The 22,973-nt window shown below is 70.1% G+C and carries 19 protein-coding genes and 2 tRNA genes; 18 read left to right on the top strand and 3 right to left on the bottom strand.

Translation table 11 applies throughout. The features are described 5' to 3' along the window. Positions 1 to 42: 42 nt before the first annotated feature. The 9 genes from PYS65_RS29735 (at position 43) to PYS65_RS29775 (ending at position 8,404) form a co-directional block, all read left to right on the top strand. Positions 43 to 504: a TIGR02611 family protein gene (locus tag PYS65_RS29735; protein ID WP_279337016.1), complete on the top strand. Its 462-nt coding sequence runs from the start codon at positions 43 to 45 to the stop codon at positions 502 to 504. Positions 505 to 582: 78 nt separating this feature from the next. Continuing rightward, a tRNA-Val gene (locus PYS65_RS29740) sits at positions 583 to 654 on the top strand. Positions 655 to 1,059: 405 nt separating this feature from the next. After that, positions 1,060 to 2,382 carry an ABC transporter substrate-binding protein gene (locus PYS65_RS29745; protein WP_279337017.1) on the top strand — a complete coding sequence of 441 codons (1,323 nt, stop codon included), beginning with the start codon at positions 1,060 to 1,062 and terminating at the stop codon, positions 2,380 to 2,382. Beyond that, on the top strand, positions 2,382 to 3,383 hold the full coding sequence (locus PYS65_RS29750) for a carbohydrate ABC transporter permease (RefSeq protein ID WP_279337018.1): 1,002 nt from the start codon (positions 2,382 to 2,384) through the stop codon (positions 3,381 to 3,383). Before PYS65_RS29745 ends, PYS65_RS29750 begins: the two co-directional genes overlap by 1 nt. Further along, positions 3,380 to 4,312, top strand: a complete 933-nt coding sequence (locus PYS65_RS29755; protein ID WP_279337019.1) for a carbohydrate ABC transporter permease — start codon at positions 3,380 to 3,382, stop codon at positions 4,310 to 4,312. The genes PYS65_RS29750 and PYS65_RS29755 overlap by 4 nt, the downstream gene beginning before the upstream one ends. A gap of 27 nt (positions 4,313 to 4,339) precedes the next feature. After that, complete coding sequence (locus PYS65_RS29760) at positions 4,340 to 4,939, top strand: hypothetical protein (RefSeq protein WP_279338120.1); 600 nt, start codon at positions 4,340 to 4,342, stop codon at positions 4,937 to 4,939. A gap of 116 nt (positions 4,940 to 5,055) precedes the next feature. Next, positions 5,056 to 7,791, top strand: coding sequence for an exo-rhamnogalacturonan lyase family protein (locus PYS65_RS29765; RefSeq protein ID WP_279337020.1), 2,736 nt, complete (start codon positions 5,056 to 5,058; stop codon positions 7,789 to 7,791). Between the two features lie 40 nt (positions 7,792 to 7,831). Further along, a complete protein-coding gene (locus tag PYS65_RS29770) occupies positions 7,832 to 8,293 on the top strand; it encodes an SRPBCC family protein (protein WP_279337021.1) in 462 nt (153 codons plus the stop codon). Positions 8,294 to 8,332: 39 nt separating this feature from the next. Further along, positions 8,333 to 8,404, top strand: a tRNA-Val gene (locus PYS65_RS29775). 77 nt (positions 8,405 to 8,481) lie between these two features. Here the strand turns inward: PYS65_RS29775 and PYS65_RS29780 are convergent. Continuing rightward, complete coding sequence (locus PYS65_RS29780; RefSeq protein WP_279337022.1) at positions 8,482 to 9,207, bottom strand: exonuclease domain-containing protein; 726 nt, start codon at positions 9,205 to 9,207, stop codon at positions 8,482 to 8,484. Positions 9,208 to 9,548: 341 nt separating this feature from the next. Between PYS65_RS29780 and thrS the strand changes: the two genes are divergently transcribed. Together thrS and PYS65_RS29790 are read left to right on the top strand one after the other, a co-directional pair. Further along, complete coding sequence (thrS, locus tag PYS65_RS29785) at positions 9,549 to 11,525, top strand: threonine--tRNA ligase (RefSeq protein WP_279337023.1); 1,977 nt, start codon at positions 9,549 to 9,551, stop codon at positions 11,523 to 11,525. A gap of 149 nt (positions 11,526 to 11,674) precedes the next feature. Further along, positions 11,675 to 12,223: an HIT family protein gene (locus tag PYS65_RS29790; protein ID WP_279337024.1), complete on the top strand. Its 549-nt coding sequence runs from the start codon at positions 11,675 to 11,677 to the stop codon at positions 12,221 to 12,223. Positions 12,224 to 12,280: 57 nt separating this feature from the next. On the opposite strand, the gene PYS65_RS29795 is transcribed toward PYS65_RS29790, so the two are convergent. Next, positions 12,281 to 13,936, bottom strand: a complete 1,656-nt coding sequence (locus tag PYS65_RS29795) for a hypothetical protein (RefSeq protein ID WP_279337025.1) — start codon at positions 13,934 to 13,936, stop codon at positions 12,281 to 12,283. A gap of 265 nt (positions 13,937 to 14,201) precedes the next feature. Continuing rightward, complete coding sequence (locus PYS65_RS29800; RefSeq protein WP_279337026.1) at positions 14,202 to 16,397, bottom strand: elongation factor G-like protein EF-G2; 2,196 nt, start codon at positions 16,395 to 16,397, stop codon at positions 14,202 to 14,204. A gap of 460 nt (positions 16,398 to 16,857) precedes the next feature. Between PYS65_RS29800 and pgsA the strand changes: the two genes are divergently transcribed. The 7 genes from pgsA to PYS65_RS29835 all read left to right on the top strand — a co-directional run bounded on the left by pgsA (position 16,858) and on the right by PYS65_RS29835 (position 22,795). Further along, entirely contained in the window at positions 16,858 to 17,604 is a 747-nt protein-coding gene (gene pgsA / locus PYS65_RS29805) for a phosphatidylinositol phosphate synthase (RefSeq protein WP_279337028.1), read from the top strand. Beyond that, complete coding sequence (locus PYS65_RS29810; protein WP_279337029.1) at positions 17,601 to 18,512, top strand: phosphatidylinositol mannoside acyltransferase; 912 nt, start codon at positions 17,601 to 17,603, stop codon at positions 18,510 to 18,512. The genes pgsA and PYS65_RS29810 overlap by 4 nt, the downstream gene beginning before the upstream one ends. Then, positions 18,509 to 19,672 (top strand): glycosyltransferase family 4 protein, encoded by a 1,164-nt coding sequence (locus PYS65_RS29815; RefSeq protein ID WP_279337030.1) that lies wholly within the window; start codon positions 18,509 to 18,511, stop codon positions 19,670 to 19,672. Before PYS65_RS29810 ends, PYS65_RS29815 begins: the two co-directional genes overlap by 4 nt. A gap of 88 nt (positions 19,673 to 19,760) precedes the next feature. Then, entirely contained in the window at positions 19,761 to 20,303 is a 543-nt protein-coding gene (locus PYS65_RS29820; RefSeq protein ID WP_279337031.1) for a LemA family protein, read from the top strand. A gap of 135 nt (positions 20,304 to 20,438) precedes the next feature. Then, entirely contained in the window at positions 20,439 to 21,350 is a 912-nt protein-coding gene (gene pdxS / locus PYS65_RS29825) for a pyridoxal 5'-phosphate synthase lyase subunit PdxS (RefSeq protein WP_202276752.1), read from the top strand. A gap of 2 nt (positions 21,351 to 21,352) precedes the next feature. Beyond that, on the top strand, positions 21,353 to 21,958 hold the full coding sequence (pdxT, locus tag PYS65_RS29830) for a pyridoxal 5'-phosphate synthase glutaminase subunit PdxT (RefSeq protein WP_279337032.1): 606 nt from the start codon (positions 21,353 to 21,355) through the stop codon (positions 21,956 to 21,958). Between the two features lie 78 nt (positions 21,959 to 22,036). Further along, complete coding sequence (locus PYS65_RS29835) at positions 22,037 to 22,795, top strand: YebC/PmpR family DNA-binding transcriptional regulator (RefSeq protein ID WP_279337033.1); 759 nt, start codon at positions 22,037 to 22,039, stop codon at positions 22,793 to 22,795. Positions 22,796 to 22,973: the final 178 nt, after the last annotated feature.

Below are 22,973 nucleotides of genomic sequence, written 5' to 3' on the forward strand. Positions count from 1 at the left end.
CCCGTTCCGGTGACCGGATCGGCTCCGGTAGTGTTCGGCGGTATGAACACGGGGAGTGACTCACCCGGCGAGGCGGCCATGACGGCGGATCGGGCGGGGACGGACGGGGCGGACCAGGTGAAGGACGAGCGTGCGCTGGGCTCGCGGGCGCCGGCGTTCGTCCAGGCGCGGCGCGCCCTGCACGTGAGCTGGCAGGTCGGCGTCTTCATCGTGGGACTCGCGGTGGTGGCGGCCGGTGCCGCCATGCTGGTGCTGCCCGGACCGGGGTGGGTGGTGATCTTCGCCGGCATGGCGATCTGGGCGACGGAGTTCGTCTGGGCCCAGCTGGTGCTCCGGTGGACCAAGCGCAAGGTCACCGAGGCGGCGCAGCGCGCCCTCGATCCACGGGTGCGGCGCCGGAACATCATCCTGACCTCGATCGGCCTGGTGATCGCGGCCGCGTTGACCGGGGCCTATCTGTGGAAGTTCGGCCTTGCGCTGCCCTGGGAGATCGAGAACCAGTGAGCCGGGACGGGGTGCGGCGACCGGCCCCCCGACCGTCACGGGCACTGGCTGACATGGGGTAATGTTCTTCCTGCGTCCGGGCGATTAGCTCAGTGGGAGAGCGCTTCGTTCACACCGAAGAGGTCACTGGTTCGAACCCAGTATCGCCCACCGGATCGCGGTACGGCCCGGCTCGCCATCGGTGAGCCGGGCCGTACCGCGTTTGCGCGGGGCGGCGCGAACGCCCCGTCCGTGTCCGCTGCGTTATCCGTGGTGACGGTGTCGTCGGTGGTGCCGGTGTTGCCGGTGTCGCCCTTCATTCAACCGTGACCTTCCCGGGTCCGTGTCCCGGTGGGCCTTCCGGTGTTCGGTCCGTCGGTCACACCTCCGCAGACCTGGCTTTTTCCACCCCCGCCCGCGGGGGAGCGAAGGGTCGTCGCCGGCCGCGCCCGATCACCGCGCCCGGCAATTCCTGTCCGAATCATTGACGCGCCCGTGGGCCCTCCGTACCTTGTGCCAGCAAGCGCTTACTTGAAACGATTCATGAGGCGGACGCGACGTCGCGGGGAGACTCGTATGCGGCAGGGCGAGAACGGCGAGACCACGGAGAAGCGGGTCGGGGGGCGGGTCGGGAGGCGGACGGTCCTCAAGGCTGCGGGTGCCTCGCTGGCCGTCGCGGGGCTGGGTGCCACCGCCACCGCCTGCGGTGGCGGCAGCGACTCGGGAGACGGGACGGTGACGCTCCGTTACTCGTGGTGGGGTGCCGAGGACCGGGCCGAGCGCATCAACAGGACCATCGCGCTTTTCGAGAAGAAACACCCGAAGATCAAGATCAAGACCGACTTCCAGCCGTACACCGACTTCTGGAAGAAGTTCAACACGCAGGCCTCCGGGGGGAATCCACCGGACGTGTTCCAGAATGCCATTGGATTTCTGCGTAAATACGACGCGAAGAACGTTCTGCTCGACCTCAGCGGGCAGGTCGAGGCCGGCCACCTCTCCATGGAGGGATTCCGGGCGGGCCTGGAGAAGTTCGGTGAGATCGACGGCAAGCTCCTCGGCGTGCCCGTGGGCTCGAACTCGATGGCCCTGGTCATCGACAAGCCCGTCTTCGCCCGGGCCGGTGTCACAGCCGAACAGGGCTGGACCTGGGACGACTTCGACGAGGCGATGGCGAGGATCCGGGACAGGGCCGGGCGGGCCGGGGACAGCGGCATGTACGGGGTCATGTACCTCTACGACCTGTATCTGCGGCAGAACGGCAAGGCGTTCTTCACCGAGGACGGTCTGGGATTCACCGAGGCGGATCTCACCCGGTGGTGGACCAAGGCCGAGAAGGGCGTCAGGTCCGGCCTGTTCGCCGATCCGAGGAAGGCCGCCCAGATCAAACCCAAGTCGGCGCTCTCCGGCGAACTCGCCGGATCCGAGTTCACCTGGGACAACTTCACCGTCCGCTACACCTCCGAGGGCAAGAGCGAGTACGGTCTCGCGCCCGTCCCGACCACGGACGGCAAGAAGACCGGCCAGTACCTCGGCTCCCTGATGCTGAGCGCCTCCAAGCGCACCCGGCACCCCGAGGAGGTCGCCCGGTTCATCGACTTCATGGTGCACGATCCCGAGGTCGCCAAGATCATGGGATACGACCGCGGTGTGCCCGCCACGCAGGCGCAGTACGACGCGTACCGGCCGACCGACCCGGTCAACAAGGCGATCGCCGCCTACGAGGAGTCCCTCGTCGACGCGGGTGTCCTGGAGCCCATCACCCCGCATCCGAACGGCGCCGACATCTGCGAGGCCGCGTTCCTGCGCATCGCGGAGGAACTGGGCCTGGGCAAGCGCTCCGTGGCGGACGCCGTCAAGCAGTTCTTCACCGAGTCGAAGACGGCTCTCGCCGGCTGATGGGAACCGCCGTGACACACGCCCCTGCGACGGAGGCCCCGGCCCGGGACTCCGAGCCGCGGCACGGTCCGGTGAAGTCCCCGCGCCCCGCCGCCCTGAAGCGGCGGGGCCGCCGGGAGAACCTGGCCGGCTACCTCTTCATGTCCCCCTGGATCGCCGGGTTCCTGCTGCTGACGGCAGGCCCGATGATCGCCTCCCTGTACTTCGCGTTCACCGACTACAACCTGTTCGACGCCCCCCGATGGGTCGGCCTGGACAACTTCTCCGAGATGTTCGCCGACCCGCGCTGGCGCCACTCGGTGCAGGTCACGCTCTGGTACGTGGCCGTCGGTACGCCGATCAAGCTGATCGCCGCGCTCGGGGTGGCGTTGCTGCTGGCCCAGAAGCGGCGCGGGCAGGCCTTCTACCGGGCCGCCTTCTACGCGCCGTCGCTGATCGGGGCGAGCGTCTCCGTCGCCATCGTGTGGAAGGCGATCTTCTCCGACGACGCGATCGTCGACCGTACACAGAAGCTCTTCGGCGTCGACGTCGGCGGCTGGACCGGTGACCCGGACCTGATCATCTACAGCCTGGTGGCGCTCACCGTCTGGCAGTTCGGCGCCCCCATGGTCATCTTCCTGGCCGGTCTGAAGCAGGTGCCGCGCGAGCTGTACGAGGCGGCCGACGTCGACGGGGCGGGCAGGCTGCGGCAGTTCTGGAACATCACCCTGCCGGTGATCTCCCCGGTGCTCTTCTTCAACGTCCTGCTGGAGACCATCCACTCCTTCCAGATCTTCAGCTCGGCCTACATCGTCGGCGGCGGTGCCGGAGGCAACGCCTGCGGTCCCGCGGACGGCACGATGGTCTACACCTGTTATCTGTACGTCCAGGGCTTCGAGAACAGCCGGATGGGCCTGGCCTCCGCCATGGCGTGGATGCTGCTGGTCGGGGTCGCCCTGGTCACCGCGGTGCTGTTCTGGTCCCAGAAACGCTGGGTGCACTACGAGGAGGGCGGCCGATGAGCTCCCCCGATCTCTCGACTTCGCTCGATCAGGGGGTGCCCCCCTCGACCACCGACGTCACACCGGTCCGCCCCCCGCGGACGACGGCCTTCCGGCGCAGGCTGCCCGGCTCACTGGCCTGGCACCTCGGGTCACTGGCGATCCTCGCGGTGATCCTCTACCCGGTGATCTGGGTCATCGGCGGGTCGTTCAAGAAGAGCGAGGACATCGTCGGCAGCCTGGACCTCTTCCCGGGCGACCCGATCACCTCGAACTACACCAGCCTCGCCGACGGCATCGCGGACATCCCCATCTCCACGTTCTTCTTCAACTCGCTCTTCCTCGCGATCGGTTCGGTGATCGGGATCGTGGTGTCCTGCTCGCTGACCGCCTACGCCTTCGCGAAGATCAGGTTCGCCGGCCGCAATCTGCTCTTCACGCTGATGATCGGCACGCTGCTGCTGCCGTACCACGTGCTGCTCATCCCGCAGTACGTGCTCTTCCGCAACATGGACATGATCAACACGTACACCCCGCTCCTGCTGGGGAAGTACCTGGCCACGGAGGCGTTCTTCGTCTTCCTGATGGTGCAGTTCATGCGCAACCTGCCCAGGGAACTCGACGAGGCGGCACGCCTCGACGGCTGCGGGCACTTCCGCATCTACTGGTCGATCGTGCTCCCGCTGTGCCGTCCCGCGCTGATCACCAGTGCCATCTTCACCTTCATCAACGCCTGGAACGACTTCATGGGCCCGCTGATCTACCTCAACGAGCCCGGCAAGTACACGGTCTCCCTCGGCCTGAAGATGTTCGTCGACCAGGAGGCGCTGGCGAACTACGGCGGCATGATCGCCATGTCCCTCGTCGCGCTCCTGCCGGTACTGGCCTTCTTCCTGGCCTTCCAGCGTTACCTCATCGACGGCATGGCCACGTCCGGCCTGAAGGGCTGAGGTGAACCGGGCATGACTGAACCGCGCATGACCGGGGCGCGGGCCGAGGGCCTCCGGGAACGCGGCGAGTCGCTGTTCACCGGCCGGTTCGCCCTGTTCGCCGAGTGCCTGCTCACCGGAGTGTGGATCGCGCTGGCCTCGTTGCCGCTCGTCACCTACCCCGCCGCGTTCGCGGCCGGTGCGCGGCACCTCGGGCGCCGGCTCGCCCACGAGCGCGGCGGGCTGAGGGAGTTCGCGGCCGACTTCCGGTCGGCGCTGCGCGGCGGGTGGCTCGTCGGACTCGCCGGGTGGGCCGCCCTCGCCGTGGTGTGGGTGGACGTACGGGCCGTACGGGCCGGGCTGCCCGGTGGTGCGCTCGTGGCCGCCGTCGGAGTGTTCGCCCTGATCGCGGCGGTCGTCGCCGGACTGCGCGCGGCGGCCGAGTGGCGGCCCGGCGCCTCCTGGCGGTCGCTGCTCGCGCGGGCCGGCCGCCGCACCGTGCTCGACCCGGCCGGTTCCTTCCTGATCGTCGGCGGGCTGGCCGTGGTGGTCTGCTCCGCCTGGTTCAGCGCGCCGCTCGCGCTCCCCGTGCTGGGGGCCGTCGTGGCGGCGGCCGTCGCCGTGGAGGAGCGCTACCGGCACCGCTGACGCGGGCGGTGCCTTTCGTGCCGGGGCCGACGCCCCGGCGTCGCGCCTCTGCCTGTCATGCCCTTGACATCACGATGCGTCCGCACGGAGACGCATCCGCACGGAAAGGAAAGGCCATGTCCCCCGTCCCCCGCAGGTCCCTCTTGAAGGCAGCCGCCGTCGCAGGCGCCGCCGCCCAGTTCGGCTGGACACTCGGCGCACGCGATGCCACCGCCGCACCGAGAGCCGAAACCTCCGCCGACGACCCCGTGACCCTGGACTGGCTCGAGGACGGCGGCCTCGGCGCGGCACCCGGCTCCACCGTCGGCGTGCCCTGGCCCCGGGGCCTCCACCGGACGGACCGGACCTTCGCACTGGCCGACGCCGACGGCAAGGCCGTACCCGTCCAGTCCTGGCCAATCGCCCACTGGCCCGACGGCTCCCTCAAATGGACCGCACACGCCGTGAGTTCGGGCTCCGGCACACTCACCCTCACCGCCGGCACCCCCGCGGCACCGGAGCAGAGGGCCACCGTCGATAAACGCGGCGGCACCATCGACGTATCGACCGGCGTCATCACCGCGAGGATCGGAAAGTCCGGCGCCACGATCATCAAGTCCGTCACCCGCGGCTCGACCGAGATCGCCAGGAGCGGACGCCTCGTCCTGCTGCGCCAGCCCGAGTTCGAGGACGGCGACCAGACCACCGTCCGGACCGAACGCTTCGACGGCACCATCACCGACGTCACCGTCGAACAGGAAGGACCGGTCCGCGCCGTCGTCCGCATCGACGGCAAGCACCGCAAGGGACAGCGCAGTCGGCTCCCCTTCTCCCTCCGCCTCTACTTCTACGCGGGCGCCGACTCCTTCCGCATGGTGCACACCATCACCTACGACGGACAGCAGGAACCCGGCAGGGCGAGCGGCGACTTCATCCGTGGCATCGGCGTCCGCTTCTCCGTGCCGATGCGCGACGAGGCATACGACCGGCACATCCGCATCGGCGGCGAGGACACCGGCCTGCTGCGCGAAGCCGTCAAGGGCGTCACCGGCCTGCGCCGCGACCCGGGGGCGGCCGTGCAGGCGGCCCAGTACGCGGGTGAGAAGCTGCCCGACCCCGCCACCTGGGACCAACGCGTCACCACCCGCCTGCAGTACATCCCCGAGTGGGGCGACTACACCCTCGCCCAGCTCTCCGCCGACGGCTTCGCCCTGCGCAAGCGCACCAGGAAGGGCTACGGCTGGATCGGGGCCGGCGGCGGCAGACGCGCCTCCGGATTCGGCTACGTCGGCGGGGTCAGCGGCGGGCTCTCCTTCGGCCTGCGCGACTTCTGGCAGAAACACCCCGCCCAGCTCGACGTCCGTGACGCCCACACCGACGAGGCCGAGGTCACCCTCTGGCTCTGGTCGCCCGAGGCGCAGCCCATGGACCTGCGCTTCTACCACGACGGCATGGGCCAGGACACCTTCCCCGAACAGCTCGAAGGCCTCAACATCACCTACGAGGACTACGAACCCGGGTTCGGCACTCCCTACGGCATCGCCCGTACCTCCGAACTCCTCTTCTGGGCCAACGAGTCGACCCCGCCCGCCGAGAAGCTCGCCGAACAGATCGAAGCCGTACGCGTCCTCCCGCAACTCGCCGCCCCGCCCGGGCAACTGATCGGCGCCGGCGTCTTCGGCAAGGGCCTGTACGCCGAACCCGACCGCTCCACCCCGGCCAAGGCGAAGATCGAGGACCACCTCGACTTCCTCTTCACCTACTACAAGGACCAGGTGGAGATGCGCCGTTGGTACGGCTTCTGGGACTACGGCGACATCATGCACACGTACGACACCGTCCGCCACCAGTGGCGCTACGACGTCGGCGGCTACGCCTGGGACAACTCCGAACTCTCGCCCGACCTCTGGCTCTGGTACGCCTACCTGCGCTCCGGCCGCGCCGACATCTTCCGCTTCGCCGAGGCCATGACCCGCCACACCGGCGAGGTCGACGTCTACCACCTGGGCAAGTGGGCCGGCCTCGGCACCCGGCACGGCGTCCAGCACTTCGCCGACAGCGCCAAACAGCAGCGCATCGCCAACACCACCTACCGGCGGTACTACTACTTCCTCACCGCCGACGAACGCGTCGGTGACCTCATGCACGCCACCGTCGACTCCGACGAGACCTTCCTCGCCCTGGACCCCCTGCGCAAGATCCGCACCGAGCCGTACACCCCCGACCGCCACGCCCTGTCGATCGGCTTCGGCACCGACTGGAGCGGCCTGGTCTCCGCCTGGCTCACCGAGTGGGAACGCCGGGGCCCCCAGTGGAAGAAGGCCAGGGCGCGCGTCCTGTCCACCATGGAGACCATCGCCGCCCAGCCCAACGGATTCGTCCAGGGCAGCGGCCTGTACGACCTGGACACCGGCAGATTCGCGGTGGCCGACACCCCGAAGGTCGAGGTCTCCCACCTGTCGGCCGTCTTCGGCCTGAACGAACTGTGCGCCGAACTCATCGACCTCGTCGACATGCCGGAGTTCAACGAGGCGTACTACGACTACTGCCGCTACTTCAACGCGAGCAAGGCGGAACAGACGGCACGCTACGGCAGCGACTTCGGCAACCTGATCCTCTTCCAGGGCCACTCCCGCCTGGACGCCTACGCCGCCGTGCGGACCGGCGACGGCGAACTAGCCGACCGGGCCTGGGAGAAGTTCTACACCTCCGACGGCTACCGGGAGTCCGCCCCCTGGAGGACCGAGAAGGTCACCGGCCCGACCGCCCTGGTGGCCGGCGGTGAGGCCACCTGGGTGTCCACCAACGACACCGCGCTCTACGGCCTCGCCGCCATCGAGAACCTGGCCCTGCTCGGCCACCGGATGCCGTAGCGAACCGCACGACGCGGGCGCGGGCGGGCACACTCCGTCCATGGACCGGAACCATTACCGCTTCCGCAGTCTGTGGACCCTGCCGGCGCCCGCGCCCGCCGTGTACCGCGCCCTGGAACGCGTCGAGGACTATCCCCGCTGGTGGCCGCAGGTGAAAGAGGTCACCCGGCTCGCCGACACCGCCGGCGGGGGTGCGGGGATCCTCCGGATCCGCTCCGTGCTGCCCTTCTCCCTGGTGGCGACCGTGCGGGAGACGAGGCGCGACCCCGCGGCCGGAATCCTGGAAGTCGCCCTGTCCGGGGACATCGACGGCTGGGCCCGCTGGACCGTCGTCCCCCGGGGATCCGGCACCACCCTCGCCCGCTACGACCAGGAGGTCGACGTCCGCACACCCCTGCTGCGCCGCCTCGCCCGGCCCGGACGGCCCGTCTTCCGCGCAAACCACGCACTCATGATGCGGGCCGGGCGGCGCGGCCTGGCCGCCCACCTGCAAGCGGTTTGAACCAAGCGCGCCCGGACCTGTATTGTTCAGTCCGTTCCCGGGCGATTAGCTCAGTGGGAGAGCGCTTCGTTCACACCGAAGAGGTCACTGGTTCGAACCCAGTATCGCCCACCGGGAAAGCCGGTCCGCCCCAGGCGGACCGGCTTTTTGTGCGCCCCGACCCGGTGCACACGCTCCCGGCCGGGGCCTCACGCGGCCGTCGGCAGGTCCGGGCGCAGCGGCCAGGCCGGGTCCACCGCCTCCTGCGTGGCGTTACGGGCGAACCAGGAGGTCAGGCCACGGACCTGGCCCGCGTGCCACACCGCCTGCAACGTGTGCAGCTCGCCGGGGGACAGGCGCTCCAGCCGGGACGCGAAGCGGCGGCCCACCGCGCGAGTGACCTCCAGCGCCGCCGCCGCACCCTCCGCCGCGCCGGGCGCGCCCTGTGACGGGACGCCGTAGAGCGCGCACAGGTCGGTGAGCGTGCGGCTGCCCTTGCGGTAGCGGTCCAGATGCCCGTCGAGGACCCGCGGGTCCAGCACCAGCAACGGCGTCCGCTCGAACCAGCGGCTCAGCGGAGTGGCCCGATGACGGCGCAACTCCCGGTCCAGCAGGGTGAGATCGAACGGAGCGTTCATCACCACCAGCGGCCGGCCCGCCCCCGCCTGCTCGGCCAGCGCCTCCGCCACCTCGTACATCACCGGTGCCGGCCAGCGGCCGTTGCGCTGCAGATGCCCGTCCGTCAGCCCGTGTGCCTCCGTCGCCGCGGCCGGCACCGGCACACCCGGGTTGACCAGCCAGTGGCTGACCCGCGGCCGGGTGCCCGGGGAGTCCTGGACGACGACGGCGGCCGACACGATCCGGTCGGTCTCGACGTCCACCCCCGTCGTCTCCGTGTCGAAGGCGGCCAGCGGCCCCTCGTACCAGCACCTCATACCCATCAACCCCTCGCGCGCCACCGGCAGTTGACCTCCAGTCCGCTGCCCGCTCCGGTGATACCCGGTCGGTGCGCGCCGTACGCGGGTACCGGCCGCTCCGTCGCAACCCGTCGCAACCCGCCGCAGCCCCTCGCCACCCGGCTCCGTGCGGCCGCGGGTGCCCGTGGGAGCCGGGCCGGATGTGCGCCGATCACGCTCAGTGAGGGCCCGTATCGCGCTCGGTGCGGGCCGGCCGCGGGGAATGATTTCGCATCCGACCGGTTCGGGTCGGTACGATCGCACCCGTGCGTGCGCTCAGGTATGGCGCCGCAGTCAAAGCCTTCAGTCAGGAGAGACCGGTGTCAGACGTCCGTGTGATCATCCAACGCGATTCCGAGCGGGACGAGCGCGTGGTGACCACGGGCACCACGGCCGCCGAGCTCTTCGCAGGCGAGCGCTCGATCATCGCGGCGCGGGTGGCCGGTGAGCTCAAGGACCTCGCCTACGAGGTCAAGGACGGCGAGACCGTCGAGGGCGTCGAGATCTCCTCCGAGGACGGCCTGAACATCCTGCGCCACTCCACCGCGCACGTCATGGCGCAGGCAGTGCAGGAACTGTTCCCCGAGGCCAAGCTGGGCATCGGCCCGCCGGTCCGGGACGGCTTCTACTACGACTTCGACGTCGACAAGCCCTTCCACCCCGATGACCTCAAGGCCATCGAGAAGCGCATGCAGGAGATCCAGAAGCGCGGCCAGCGCTTCTCCCGCCGCGTGGTCACCGACGACGAGGCCCGCGAGGAGCTCGCCGACGAGCCGTACAAGCTGGAACTGATCGGCATCAAGGGTTCCGCGTCGCACGACGACGGCGCGGACGTCGAGGTCGGCGCCGGCGAGCTGACGATCTACGACAACCTGGACGCCAAGACCGGCGAACTGTGCTGGCGGGATCTCTGCCGTGGCCCGCACCTGCCGACCACCCGGAACATCCCGGCGTTCAAGCTCATGCGCAACGCCTCGGCGTACTGGCGCGGCAGCGAGAAGAACAAGCAGCTCCAGCGGATCTACGGCACCGCCTGGCCGACCAAGGACGAGCTGAAGGCGCACCTGGAGTTCCTCGCCGAGGCCGAGAAGCGCGACCACCGCAAGCTGGGCTCCGAGCTCGACCTGTTCTCCATCCCCGAGCAGATCGGCTCCGGTCTCGCCGTCTTCCACCCCAAGGGCGGCATCATCCGCCGGGTCATGGAGGACTACTCGCGGCGCAGGCACGAGGAGGAGGGCTACGAGTTCGTCTACACCCCGCACGCGACCAAGGGGAAACTTTTCGAGACCTCGGGCCACCTGGACTGGTACGCCGACGGCATGTACCCGCCCATGCAGCTCGACGAGGGCGTGGACTACTACCTCAAGCCCATGAACTGCCCGATGCACAACCTGATCTTCGACGCGCGCGGCCGGTCGTACCGTGAACTGCCCCTGAGGCTTTTTGAGTTCGGCACGGTCTACCGCTACGAGAAGTCGGGCGTCGTGCACGGTCTGACCCGCGCCCGCGGCTTCACCCAGGACGACGCGCACATCTACTGCACCCGCGAGCAGATGTCCGAGGAGCTCGACAAGACCCTCACCTTCGTCCTGAACCTGCTGCGCGACTACGGTCTGACCGACTTCTACCTGGAGCTGTCCACCAAGGACGAGACGAAGTTCGTCGGCACGGACGAGGCGTGGGAGGAGGCCACCGAGACCCTCCGCCAGGTCGCCGAGAAGCAGGGCCTGCCGCTGGTCCCGGACCCGGGCGGCGCCGCCTTCTACGGACCGAAGATCTCCGTGCAGGCCCGCGATGCCATCGGCCGCACCTGGCAGATGTCGACGATCCAGCTCGACTTCAACCTGCCGGAGCGCTTCGACCTGGAGTACACCGCCGCGGACGGCTCCAAGACCCGCCCGGTCATGATCCACCGCGCGCTGTTCGGCTCCATCGAGCGGTTCTTCGCGGTACTCCTCGAGCACTACGCGGGCGCCTTCCCGGCATGGCTGGCGCCGGTGCAGGCGGTGGGCATCCCGGTGGGCGACGCGCACGTGGAGTACCTGGAGAAGTTCGCCGCGGACGCGAAGAAGCAGGGCCTGAGGGTCGAGGTGGACTCCTCCTCGGACCGTATGCAGAAGAAGATCCGCACGCAGCAGAAGCTCAAGGTGCCGTTCATGATCATCGTCGGTGACGACGACATGAACGCGGGCACGGTGTCGTTCCGCTACCGCGACGGTTCGCAGGAGAACGGCGTTCCGCGTGACGAAGCGCTGGCGAAGCTCGTTGACGTGGTGGAGCGTCGCGTTCAGGTCTGATGCGGTCCCCGCCTGAGCGGGGGTGATCCCGACCTCTGCCGTGGTCCGCACCTGCCGACCACCTGCTCCCCGCCTGCGCGGGGATCGGCCCCCGGGTATTCCCCGGGGGCCTTTGCCGTTCCCCCACGGTGACGCCATATGCTGCACGCATGACGAGTGAGCCGGAGCAGCAGTCGGGAGTGGGTACGCAGGACGCGTTCCAGCGTCTGTGGACGCCCCACCGGATGGCCTACATCCAGGGCGAGAACAAGCCGAGCGGCCCGGGTGCCGACGACGGCTGTCCCTTCTGCTCCATCCCGGCCACGTCCGACGAGGACGGGCTGATCATCAAGCGCGGCGAGCTGGTCTACGCCGTGCTCAACCTCTACCCCTACACGGGCGGCCACCTGATGACGGTGCCGTACCGCCACGTCGCCGACTACACGGACCTGACGACGGGAGAGACGGCGGAGCTCGCCGAGTTCACCCAGCACGCGATGAGTGCCCTGCGCACCGCCTCCGGCGCGCACGGCTTCAACATCGGCATGAACCAGGGCACCGTCGCGGGCGCCGGCATCGCCGGGCATCTGCACCAGCACGTCGTACCCCGCTGGGGCGGCGACACCAATTTCATGCCCGTGATCGGCCACACGAAGGTGCTGCCGCAGCTGCTGGGCGACACCCGCAAGATGCTGGCGGAGGCCTGGCCGACAGACTGATCCGCGGCTGCCGCCCCCGCCGGCGGGCCCGTGGTCTCCGGCCGCACCGCCGGAGACCTACGCGTCGTACACGTCGGCCTTCCTGGGCGCCGCTTCCTGGACGGCTCCGCTCAGGCCCGCCGAGCGGGCGCCGAACTTCTCCGTGTCCACGCCGTTCTCCTTCAGCACCTTGATCGCCGCCGAGTGCACCGCCCGCAGGACCGGTGTGGCGGCGCGCAGCGCGTCGTCGGCCATGAAACGGTGCCGCCACGGCTTGTCGGCCCAGGCGTGCCGCAGGCCGAAGGGCTCGGGCAGTGAGAGCTTGCCGCCCAGCCAGTACAGCAGCGGCGGATACCAGGTCAGCGGCGCCCGGGCGGCCAGGCGCACCACCTCGTCCGCGTCGACCAGGGGGAGCTTCACCGTACGGGTCTCCCAGAACCTGACCGACTTCTGGACTGTCTTCTCCTTGGCCGCCGGCTTGCTGGTGAACAGGGAGTGCACCGGCCCCAGGGCATGCCCGGTGACCTCGATGCGCAGCGTCTCGTGCAGCACCGTCACCGTGATCAGCATGGTGAGGACCAGCTGGCCGTCCCACAGCGTCCACTGCACGCCCAGGTAGTGCCGGTCGCCCGCGCCGAACTGCTGGTTGTTGCAGATCTCCTGTATGGCGTGCTGCTTGATCTGGTACGCCTCGACGTCGGTGCCCCCGGGCCGGGACACCCCGTCCGCGTTCTCCCCGATCGGGGTGACGATCCAGTGCCGTACCGACGGCTTGGTGAAGCCGCCGGTGTGCAGCGGACCACGCTCCAGCATGCGCAGCCGGTCGTGGATGGCCTTGATCACGTCCCAGCTGCGGAACGGGTTGATCTCCCGGTCCGGATCGATCGGTATGAGCTCCTCGGCGAGCTGCCAGCTGCCCCAGCGCGTTCCCATGCCCAGTATCCCCTTGGGGCCGGCGTAGAACACGGAGTTGGACTGCTGTTCGGCGCTGAGCCGGGCCAGCGACTGGCGCAACTGCTCGGCAGCCGTCTCGCCGGGGCTGCTCGGCACCGCTTCGGGTACCTTGGCACCCACGCTGCCGCCGGAGAGCAGGCTGCTCCAGCGCTCCCTGAGGTCCCGCGCCGTGCGCTCGCAGATCCGCTTGGCCCAGAACCAGCCCACCACCGGGGCGACGACCGACGCGCGCGCGTACCAGCCCCAGAACCCGTCGAAGGGCATCCGGAGCAGGAAGATCACCGCGAGCACGCCCACCGCGACCAGGAGCGTGGTGGCGAGCGCGCCGGCCCGCTTGTCCTCGCGTCTGGCGATGGTGGTGCGGATCTGGAAGACCAGCAGCCACACCAGCAGTCCGGGCAGGAACAGCAGGCCGCACAGCACCATCACGGCACTCAGCCAGTTGTCCCGGTCCCGCCGGATGCGGTGCGCCGCGAGGCTGTGCTCCACCACCACCTGGGGGTGGGCGCCGAAGGACTGGATGAGGGGTGCCCGCCCGGAGCCCAGCATCCGGTCGATGATCGCCCGGGAGAACGCCTCGCCCAGGTTCGGCCGGAACAGCGCGATCCTGGGCTTGTCGACGGACGACTTGTGCCACTCGTTGTTGGCCTTGAGTATCTCCTCGGCCTCGTTGTCCCGGTAGGCCGCCGAGGCCAGCGCGAACGTCGGGGTCTGCCCCTCGTCGCCGGTGCGTGGCACCTGCGGACCGAAGAACTCCGCGTAACCGCCCTCAACGGTCATTCCCGCCCCCGATCGCCGCGACTGTCGTCTTGCGGCCTTCCCGACTTCCTTGCCGCGCACACCTGTTGATCTGGACTTCAGAGTATCGGCAGCCACCGGTGTCCGTCGGCGGACGGCCGAAAGCCGCCTGCCGGGCCGGCGGCCGGCGCTCCGAGGGGGTGTCCGGAGGGCTTCTCGGGGCGCATGCGGGCAAAGGCGTACGCGGGCGCCCGCGGGGTTTCCTCACGGGCGCCCGGCGCCGACCGGAGGGGCACCGACGGCGCCGTCAGGCGCTGCGGACCTCCTCCCGTGCCCGCTCCGCGATCTGCGGCGGCATCGGCTCGTGCCGCACGTACCGGCGGCTGAAGCGCGCGGTGCCGTGCGAGAGCGACCGCAGGTCGACGCTGTACCGGCCGATCTCGATCTCCGGCACCTCGGCCCTGATGAGGGTGCGGCCACCCGCCGACTGCTCGGTGCCGAGCACTCGGCCGCGCCGGCCGGACAGATCGCTCATCACCGTTCCCACGTAGTCGTCGCCGACCAGGACGCTCACCTCGGCCACCGGCTCCAGGAGATTGATCCGCGCGTCCGCGGCCGCCTCCCGCAGCGCCAGCGCGCCGGCCGTCTGGAACGCCGCGTCGGAGGAGTCCACCGAGTGCGCCTTGCCGTCCAGCAGCGTCACCCGTACGTCGATCAGCGGGTGGCCGGCCGCGACGCCCTTGGCGGCCTGGGCCCGTACGCCCTTCTCGACGGAGGGGATGAACTGCCGCGGCACCGAGCCGCCGACCACCTTGTCCACGAACTCGATGCCCGAGCCGCCCGGCAGCGGCTCCACCTCGATCTCGCAGATGGCGAACTGCCCGTGGCCGCCGGACTGTTTGACGTGCCGCCCGCGTCCGGCCGCCCGGTCGCCGAACGTCTCCCGCAACGGCACCCGGTGGGCCACGACGTCCACCTGGACGCCGTACCGGCTGCGCAGCCGCTCCAGGGCCACGTCCGCGTGTGCTTCGCCCAGACACCACAGGACCACCTGATGGGTGTCCTGGTTCTGCTCCAGGCGCATCGTCGGGTCCTCCGCCACGAGGCGGGAGAGCCCCTGCGAGAGTTTGTCCTCGTCGGGTTTGCTGTGCGCCTCGATGGCCAGCGGCAGCAGCGGGTCGGGCATCTCCCAGGCTTCCATGAGCAGCGGGTCGTCCTTGGCGGACAGGGTGTCCCCGGTCTCGGCACGGCCCAGTTTCGCCACGCACGCCAGATCGCCCGCGATGACGTGCGACACCGGTCGCTGCAGCTTGCCGAACGGCGTGGACAGGGCGCCGATCCGCTCGTCGACATCGTGGTCCTCGTGGCCCCGGTCGGTCAGGCCGTGCCCGGAGACATGGACGGTCTGGTCGGCGCGCAGGGTGCCGGAGAAGACGCGGATCAGGGAGATCCGGCCGACGTAGGGGTCGGAGGAGGTCTTGACGACCTCCGCGACCAGCGGGGCGTCGGGGTCGCACGGCTCGAGCTCGCGCGGCCTGCCGTCGATGGAGGTCACGTTCGGGGTGCCGCGCTCCAGCGGGGTCGGGAAGCCGCGGGTGATCAGCTCCAGCAGTTCGACCGTGCCGAGTCCCTGGCGGGCGCCCTCGGCGGCGGGTGCGGCAGCCAGGACGGGGAAGAACACACCGCGCGCGACCGCTCGCTCCAGGTCCTCGACCAGGGTCTTGACATCGACCTGTTCACCGCCCAGATAGCGGTCCATGAGGGTCTCGTCCTCGCTCTCGGCGATGATCCCCTCGATCAGCCGGCCGCGGGCCTCCTCGATGAGGGGCAGATGTCCCGCACCGGGTTCGGACTCCTTGCGCTCGCCGCCGGAGTAGTCGAACAGCTTCTGTGAGAGCAGTCCGATCAGACCGTGCACGGGCGCGTGCCCGTCGGGCCCCGCAGGGCCGTGCAGGGGCAGGTACAGCGGCAGCACGGCGTCGGGGTCGTCCCCGCCGAACGCCTCCGCGCAGACGCGCGTCATCTCCTGGAAGTCCGCGCGCGCCGCTTCCAGGTGCGTGACGACGATGGCCCGGGGCATGCCGACGGCCGCGCACTCGTCCCACACCATCCGGGTCGAGCCGTCCACGCCGTCGGAGGCCGAGACGACGAAGAGGGCCGCGTCCGCCGCTCGCAGACCGGCCCTGAGTTCACCGACGAAATCGGCGTATCCGGGGGTGTCCAGCAGGTTGATCTTGATGCCGTCCCATTCCACGGGCACCAGGGAGAGCTGTACCGAGCGTTGCTGCCGGTGCTCGATGTCGTCGTAGTCGGAGACGGTGCCGCCGTCCTCCACCCGGCCCGCCCGGTTCACCGCCCCCGCGGTCAGTGCGAGAGCCTCCACCAAGGTCGTCTTACCCGATCCGGAGTGGCCGACCAGTACCACATTCCGTACGGACGTGGGGTGGTCGGCCGCCTGTGCCCTTCCGGCGGCTCCGGGGTGTGTGTGCGCCTTGTCGCCCATCGGACCTCTTCCGAGGGAACCACCAGCTTCAGCCGGTGGGGGAATCGAATCCCTGATGTACGTTTCTGGTGTCCCGCAAGGGACCGGTTCGGGCTGGACCGCAACCCTCGGGTGGGAAGCACCCTTCCTTCAGGAGGGGGAGCGGAGTCACGGTCCTGCCTCCCGTGCACGGTGAAGTCACTGTGGGCGCGGATAAGCGGAACCCTGCCCCCGGGCACTCGCCCGGGGGCACCCCGAGCGGTGACGGCTCCGGCGACGCCCGCGCTCCTTCGAGCTTTGCACTCCCGTCACGGTGCGTCCATACGAGGGACGTGATCCCGCCTCCCGGTCCGCCCCCGCGTGCGCCGCCGACCCGCGCCGGACGTTCGGTGCCCGGCCGACGGCGGTACGCACGCGTGACTACGATGGGCCAGCCGGTGGCCAGCAGGGCCACACGGCCACACCGACCGTCGGGAAGGCCATGCTGAACAAGTACGCGCGTGCATTCTTCACGCGTGTCCTCACGCCGTTCGCCGCGTTTCTCATCCGGCGGGGGGTCAGCCCGGACACGGTCACGCTCATCGGCACCGCGGGTGTGGTCGCGGGCGCGCTGGTCTTCTACCCCATGGGCGAGTTCTTCTGGGGCACGGTCGTCATCACGTTGTTCGTGTTCTCCGACCTCGTCGACGGCAACATGGCCCGCCAGCTGGGCCGCTCCAGCCGCTGGGGGGCCTTCCTCGACTCCACCCTCGACCGGGTCGCCGACGGGGCCGTCTTCGCCGGTCTCGCCCTGTGGTACGCGGGCGGGGGCGACGACCTCGTGCTGTGCGCCGTCTCGATCTTCTGCCTGGCCAGCGGCCAGGTGGTGTCGTACACCAAGGCGCGCGGCGAGTCGATCGGACTGCCGGTCGCGGTGAACGGGTTGATCGAGCGGGCCGAGCGGCTGGTGATCTCGCTGGTCGCGGCGGGCCTGGCGGGCCTGCACGCATTCGGTGTGCCCGGCGTCCGGTACCTGCTGCCGGTCGCCCTGTGGATCGTCGCCGTCGGCAGCCTGATCACGCTGATCCAGCGGGTCGTCACCGTCCGCCGGGAGTCCGCCGAGGCCGAGGCCGCGGAACGGGAGCCCGCGGAACGGGAGCCCGCGGAACGGGAGTCCGGGACGCAGGAGACCGGGGCGCGGAAGTCCGCCGAGGACCGGCAGACCCGGGGGAGCGAGACCGCGAAGTGAGCGTCCAGGAACGGCTGACCGACGCCCTGTACGGCGTCGGCTGGGCCACCGTCAGGAAACTCCCCGAACCCGTCGCCGTACGGCTCGGCCGGAGCATCGCCGACCTGGCCTGGAAGCGCCGGGGCAAGGGCGTGCTGCGGCTGGAGGCCAACTACGCGCGCGTGGTGCCGGGCGCGGGCCCCGAGCGGCTCGCCGAACTGTCCCGCGCGGGCATGCGCTCGTACCTGCGGTACTGGATGGAGTCCTTCCGGCTGCCGGCCTGGAGCCGGGAGCGCATAACGGGCGGTGTGGAGATCAAGGACATCCACCGGCTGACCGACGGCATGGCGGCCGGCAAGGGCGTCGTCCTGGCACTGCCGCACCTCGCCAACTGGGATCTCGCGGGCGCCTGGGCCACCACCGGGCTCGGCATCCCCTTCACCACCGTCGCCGAGCGACTGAAGCCGGAGACGCTGTACGACCGGTTCGTCGCCTACCGCGAGGGCCTCGGCATGGAGGTGCTCCCGCACAGCGGCGGCAGCGCGTTCGGCACGCTGGCCCGGCGGCTGCGCGGCGGGGGACTGGTCTGCCTGGTCGCCGACCGCGATCTGTCGGCCTCCGGCGTGGAGGTCGACTTCTTCGGCGAGAGCGCGCGGATGCCGGCCGGCCCCGCCCTGCTCGCCCAGCAGACCGGTGCGCTGCTGCTGCCGGTGACGCTCTGGTACGACGACTCGCCCGTGATGCGGGGCCGGGTCCATCCGCCGGTCGGGATCCCCGAGTCGGGCACCCGCGCCGAGAAGACGTCCGTGATGACACAGGCGCTGGCCGACGCCTTCGCCACGGGGATCGCCGAGCATCCGGAGGACTGGCACATGCTGCAGCGCTTGTGGCTCAAGGACCTCGATCCCGCGCGGGAGGCGACTCCGTGAGAATCGGCATCGTCTGCCCGTACTCCTGGGACGTACCGGGCGGCGTCCAGTTCCACATCCGTGACCTGGCCGAGTACTTCATCCGGCTCGGCCACGAGGTCTCCGTCCTCGCCCCGGCCGACGACGACACTCCGCTGCCGCCGTACGTCGTCTCGGCCGGCCGCGCGGTGCCGGTGCCGTACAACGGCTCGGTGGCCCGGCTCAACTTCGGTTTCCTGTCGGCGGCCCGGGTGCGGCGCTGGCTGCACGAGGGTGCCTTCGACGTGATCCACATCCACGAGCCGACCTCGCCCTCGCTCGGTCTGCTGGCCTGCTGGGCCGCCGAGGGACCCATCGTGGCCACCTTCCACACGTCCAACCCGCGCTCCAGGGCCATGATCGCCGCCTACTCCATCCTGCAGGCGGCCCTGGAGAAGATCAGCGCGCGGATCGCGGTGAGCGAGTACGCCCGCCGCACGCTCGTCGAACACCTCGGCGGGGACGCCGTGGTGATCCCGAACGGTGTGGACGTCGACTTCTTCGCCCGCGCCGAGGCCGATCCGCGGTGGCAGGGGGAGACGATCGGCTTCATCGGCCGTATCGACGAGCCCCGCAAGGGCCTCCCGGTGCTGATGCGGGCCCTGCCGAAGATCCTCGCCGCCCGCCCGCGGGCGCGGCTGCTGGTCGCGGGACGCGGCGACGAGGAGGAGGCGGTCGAGAGCCTGCCCGCCGAACTCCGTTCCCGGGTGGAGTTCCTCGGCATGGTCAGCGACGAGGACAAGGCCCGGCTCCTGCGCAGCGTCGACCTGTACGTGGCGCCCAACACCGGCGGCGAGAGCTTCGGCATCATCCTGGTCGAGGCGATGTCCGCGGGGGCGCCGGTGCTCGCCTCCGACCTGGACGCCTTCGCCCAGGTCCTCGACCGGGGGGCGGCGGGCGAACTGTTCCCCAACGAGGACGCCGACGCGCTCGCCGACGCCGCGATCGGCCTCCTGGAGGACCCGGAGCGCCGCGCGAAGCTGAGTGAACGGGGCAGCGCCCACGTCCGCCGCTTCGACTGGTCGACCGTCGGCGCGGACATCATGTCCGTCTACGAGACGGTGACCGCCGGCGCGGCCGCGGTGGCGGCGGACGACCGGACGGCGAAACGGTGGACACGATTCGGTCTGACGCGGGACTGAGGGCTCGGAACGGAACGGGAGCCCGGCCCCGCCGGTCGGGCTCCGGCTTGTTCGGGTCCGGATGCGGCTCCCGGTAGCCTTGCCGCCCGTGACCGCAACCCTCATCTGGATCCTTGTCGTCCTCGCCGCGATCGGCCTCTATCTGAGCTGGACGGCGGGGCGGCTGGACCGGCTGCACGCCCGGATCGACGCCGCCCGTGCCGCGCTGGACGCGCAGTTGCTGCGTCGCGCCTCGGTGGCGCAGGAACTGGCCACGTCGGGGGTGCTCGACCCGGCCGCCTCGATCGTGCTCTACGAGGCCGCGCACGCCGCACGGCAGACGGTGGAGGAGCAACGGGAGGTCGCCGAGAGCGAACTGAGCCAGGCGCTGCGTGCCGTCTTCGCCGAGGCGCCGCAGGTGGACGCGGTCAGGGACGCGCCCGGGGGAGAGGAGGCGGCCCTGGAACTCGCCGAGGCGGTGCGCAGGGTGCCCATGGCACGGCGTTTCCACAACGACGCCGTACGGGCCGCACGTGCTCTGCGCCGGCACCGCAAGGTGCGCTGGTTCCGGCTGGCGGGACACGCGCCGTTCCCGATGGCCTTCGAAATGGACGACGAACCACCGGCCTTCCTGATGGAGCGGGCCGCGTAGCGAGGCCCCGCCCGGGAAGACCAGGAGCCCACCCAGAAGGATCCACCGCCTCGTCATTGGCTCTTGCTGTGGACCGGTCCGTTCACGTTTCCTCAGTGCTGCAGAAACCCCCTCTTCGCAACAGTGAGGTCATTCGTGTCCAGCACGCTCTCCGAAAACCAGGCTCCCGAGACCGGCACCGCCCGCGTGAAGCGCGGCATGGCCGAGCAGCTCAAGGGCGGCGTGATCATGGACGTCGTCACGCCGGAGCAGGCGAAGATCGCCGAGGACGCGGGCGCCGTCGCCGTCATGGCCCTGGAGCGCGTGCCCGCCGACATCCGCAAGGACGGCGGCGTGGCACGCATGTCCGACCCGGACATGATCGACGGCATCATCGGGGCCGTCTCCATCCCGGTCATGGCCAAGTCCCGCATCGGCCACTTCGTCGAGGCCCAGGTCCTGCAGTCCCTCGGCGTCGACTACATCGACGAGTCCGAGGTGCTCACCCCGGCCGACGAGGTCAACCACTCCGACAAGTGGTCGTTCACCACCCCCTTCGTCTGCGGTGCCACCAACCTCGGCGAGGCCCTGCGCCGCATCGCCGAGGGTGCCGCGATGATCCGCTCCAAGGGCGAGGCCGGCACCGGCAACGTCGTCGAGGCCGTCCGTCACCTGCGCCAGATCAAGAACGAGATCGCCCGGCTGCGCGGCTTCGACAACCACGAGCTGTACGCCGCCGCCAAGGAGCTGCGTGCCCCGTACGAGCTGGTCAAGGAGGTCGCCGAGCTGGGCAGGCTGCCCGTCGTGCTGTTCTCCGCCGGCGGTGTCGCCACCCCCGCCGACGCCGCGCTGATGCGCCAGCTCGGCGCCGAGGGCGTCTTCGTCGGCTCCGGCATCTTCAAGTCCGGCGACCCGGCCAAGCGCGCCGCCGCCATCGTCAAGGCCACCACCTTCTACGACGACCCGAAGGTGATCGCGGAGGCGTCCCGCAACCTCGGTGAGGCCATGGTCGGCATCAACTGCGACACCCTTCCCGAGGCCGAGCGCTACGCCAACCGCGGCTGGTAGGCATGAGCGACGTCGTGACAGGCGTCCTGGCCCTCCAGGGCGACGTACGGGAACACCTCGTCGCCCTGGCCGCGGCAGGTGCCGTGGCCAGGCCGGTGCGCCTGCCCGACGAACTCGCCGAGGTCGACGGCCTGGTCCTGCCCGGCGGGGAGTCCACCACCATCTCCAGACTGGCCGTCCTGTTCGGACTGATGGAGCCCCTGCGCGCACGGGTGCGGGCCGGCATGCCCGTCTACGGCACCTGTGCCGGGATGATCCTGCTCGCCGACAGGATCCTCGACCCGCGCTCGGGTCAGGAGACCGTGGGCGGGATCGACATGATCGTGCGCCGCAACGCCTTCGGACGGCAGAACGACTCCTTCGAGGCCGCGGTGGACGTCAAGGGAGTGGTGGGCGGCCCCGTGCACGGTGTCTTCATCCGCGCCCCCTGGGTCGAGTCCGTCGGCGCCGGAGCCGAGGTGGTCGCCGAGCACGACGGCCACATCGTCGCGGTCCGCCAGGGCAATGCCCTGGCCACCTCGTTCCACCCGGAACTGACCGGTGATCACCGCCTGCACGGTCTGTTCGTCGCCATGACACGCGAGTGCCGGGCGGCCGACGCCTTGTAGGATTCCTGGGTACCTCCCGGGCTTTCGAGCCCTGGGGGAGTCTGTTGCAGGGATGGGTTACGCGAAGGAGAGAGTCAGATGGCCGGCCACTCCAAATGGGCCACGACGAAGCACAAGAAGGCCGTCCTCGATGCCAAGCGCGGCAAACTCTTCGCGAAGCTGATCAAGAACATCGAGGTCGCCGCGCGTATGGGCGGTGTCGACCTGGACGGCAACCCGACGCTCTACGACGCCGTTCAGAAGGCCAAGAAGCAGTCGGTGCCGAACAAGAACATCGACTCCGCCATCAAGCGCGGTGGCGGTCTCGAGGCCGGTGGCGCCGACTACGAGACGATCATGTACGAGGGCTACGGCCCGAACGGTGTCGCGGTGCTCATCGAGTGCCTCACCGACAACCGCAACCGCGCCGCCTCGGACGTGCGGGTCGCGATGACCCGCAACGGCGGCTCGATGGCCGACCCCGGCTCGGTGTCGTACCTGTTCCACCGCAAGGGCGTCGTGATCGTCCCCAAGGGTGAGCTGGCCGAGGACGACGTCCTCGCCGCCGTCCTGGACGCGGGCGCCGAGGAGGTCAACGACCTCGGTGAGTCCTTCGAGGTGCTCAGCGAGGCCACCGACCTCGTCGAGGTCCGCACCGCGCTGCAGGGCGCGGGGATCGACTACGACTCCGCCGAGGCCAACTTCGTCCCGACCATGCAGGTCGAGCTGGACGAGGAGGGCGCCAAGAAGATCTTCAAGCTGATCGACGCGCTGGAGGACAGCGACGACGTGCAGAACGTCTTCGCCAACTTCGACGTGAGCGACGAGATCATGGAGAAGGTCGACGTCGACGCGTGACGTGGCCGCGTGCGTGACGATCCCAGCGGGCCGGTGGGGGCATGTCCCCACCGGCCCGCGCTCCTGTCAGTGGCAGCCGATAGCCTGGCGTACGCCAAAGATCACCGTACGCGGACCGTAACCCTCGCTCGAGGAACCCCGGCGGCGATCAGCCAGGTCCGCGAGAGCGGCGGCGGAC

It is taken from the genome of Streptomyces cathayae, assembly GCF_029760955.1.
Classification (GTDB): domain Bacteria; phylum Actinomycetota; class Actinomycetes; order Streptomycetales; family Streptomycetaceae; genus Streptomyces; species Streptomyces cathayae.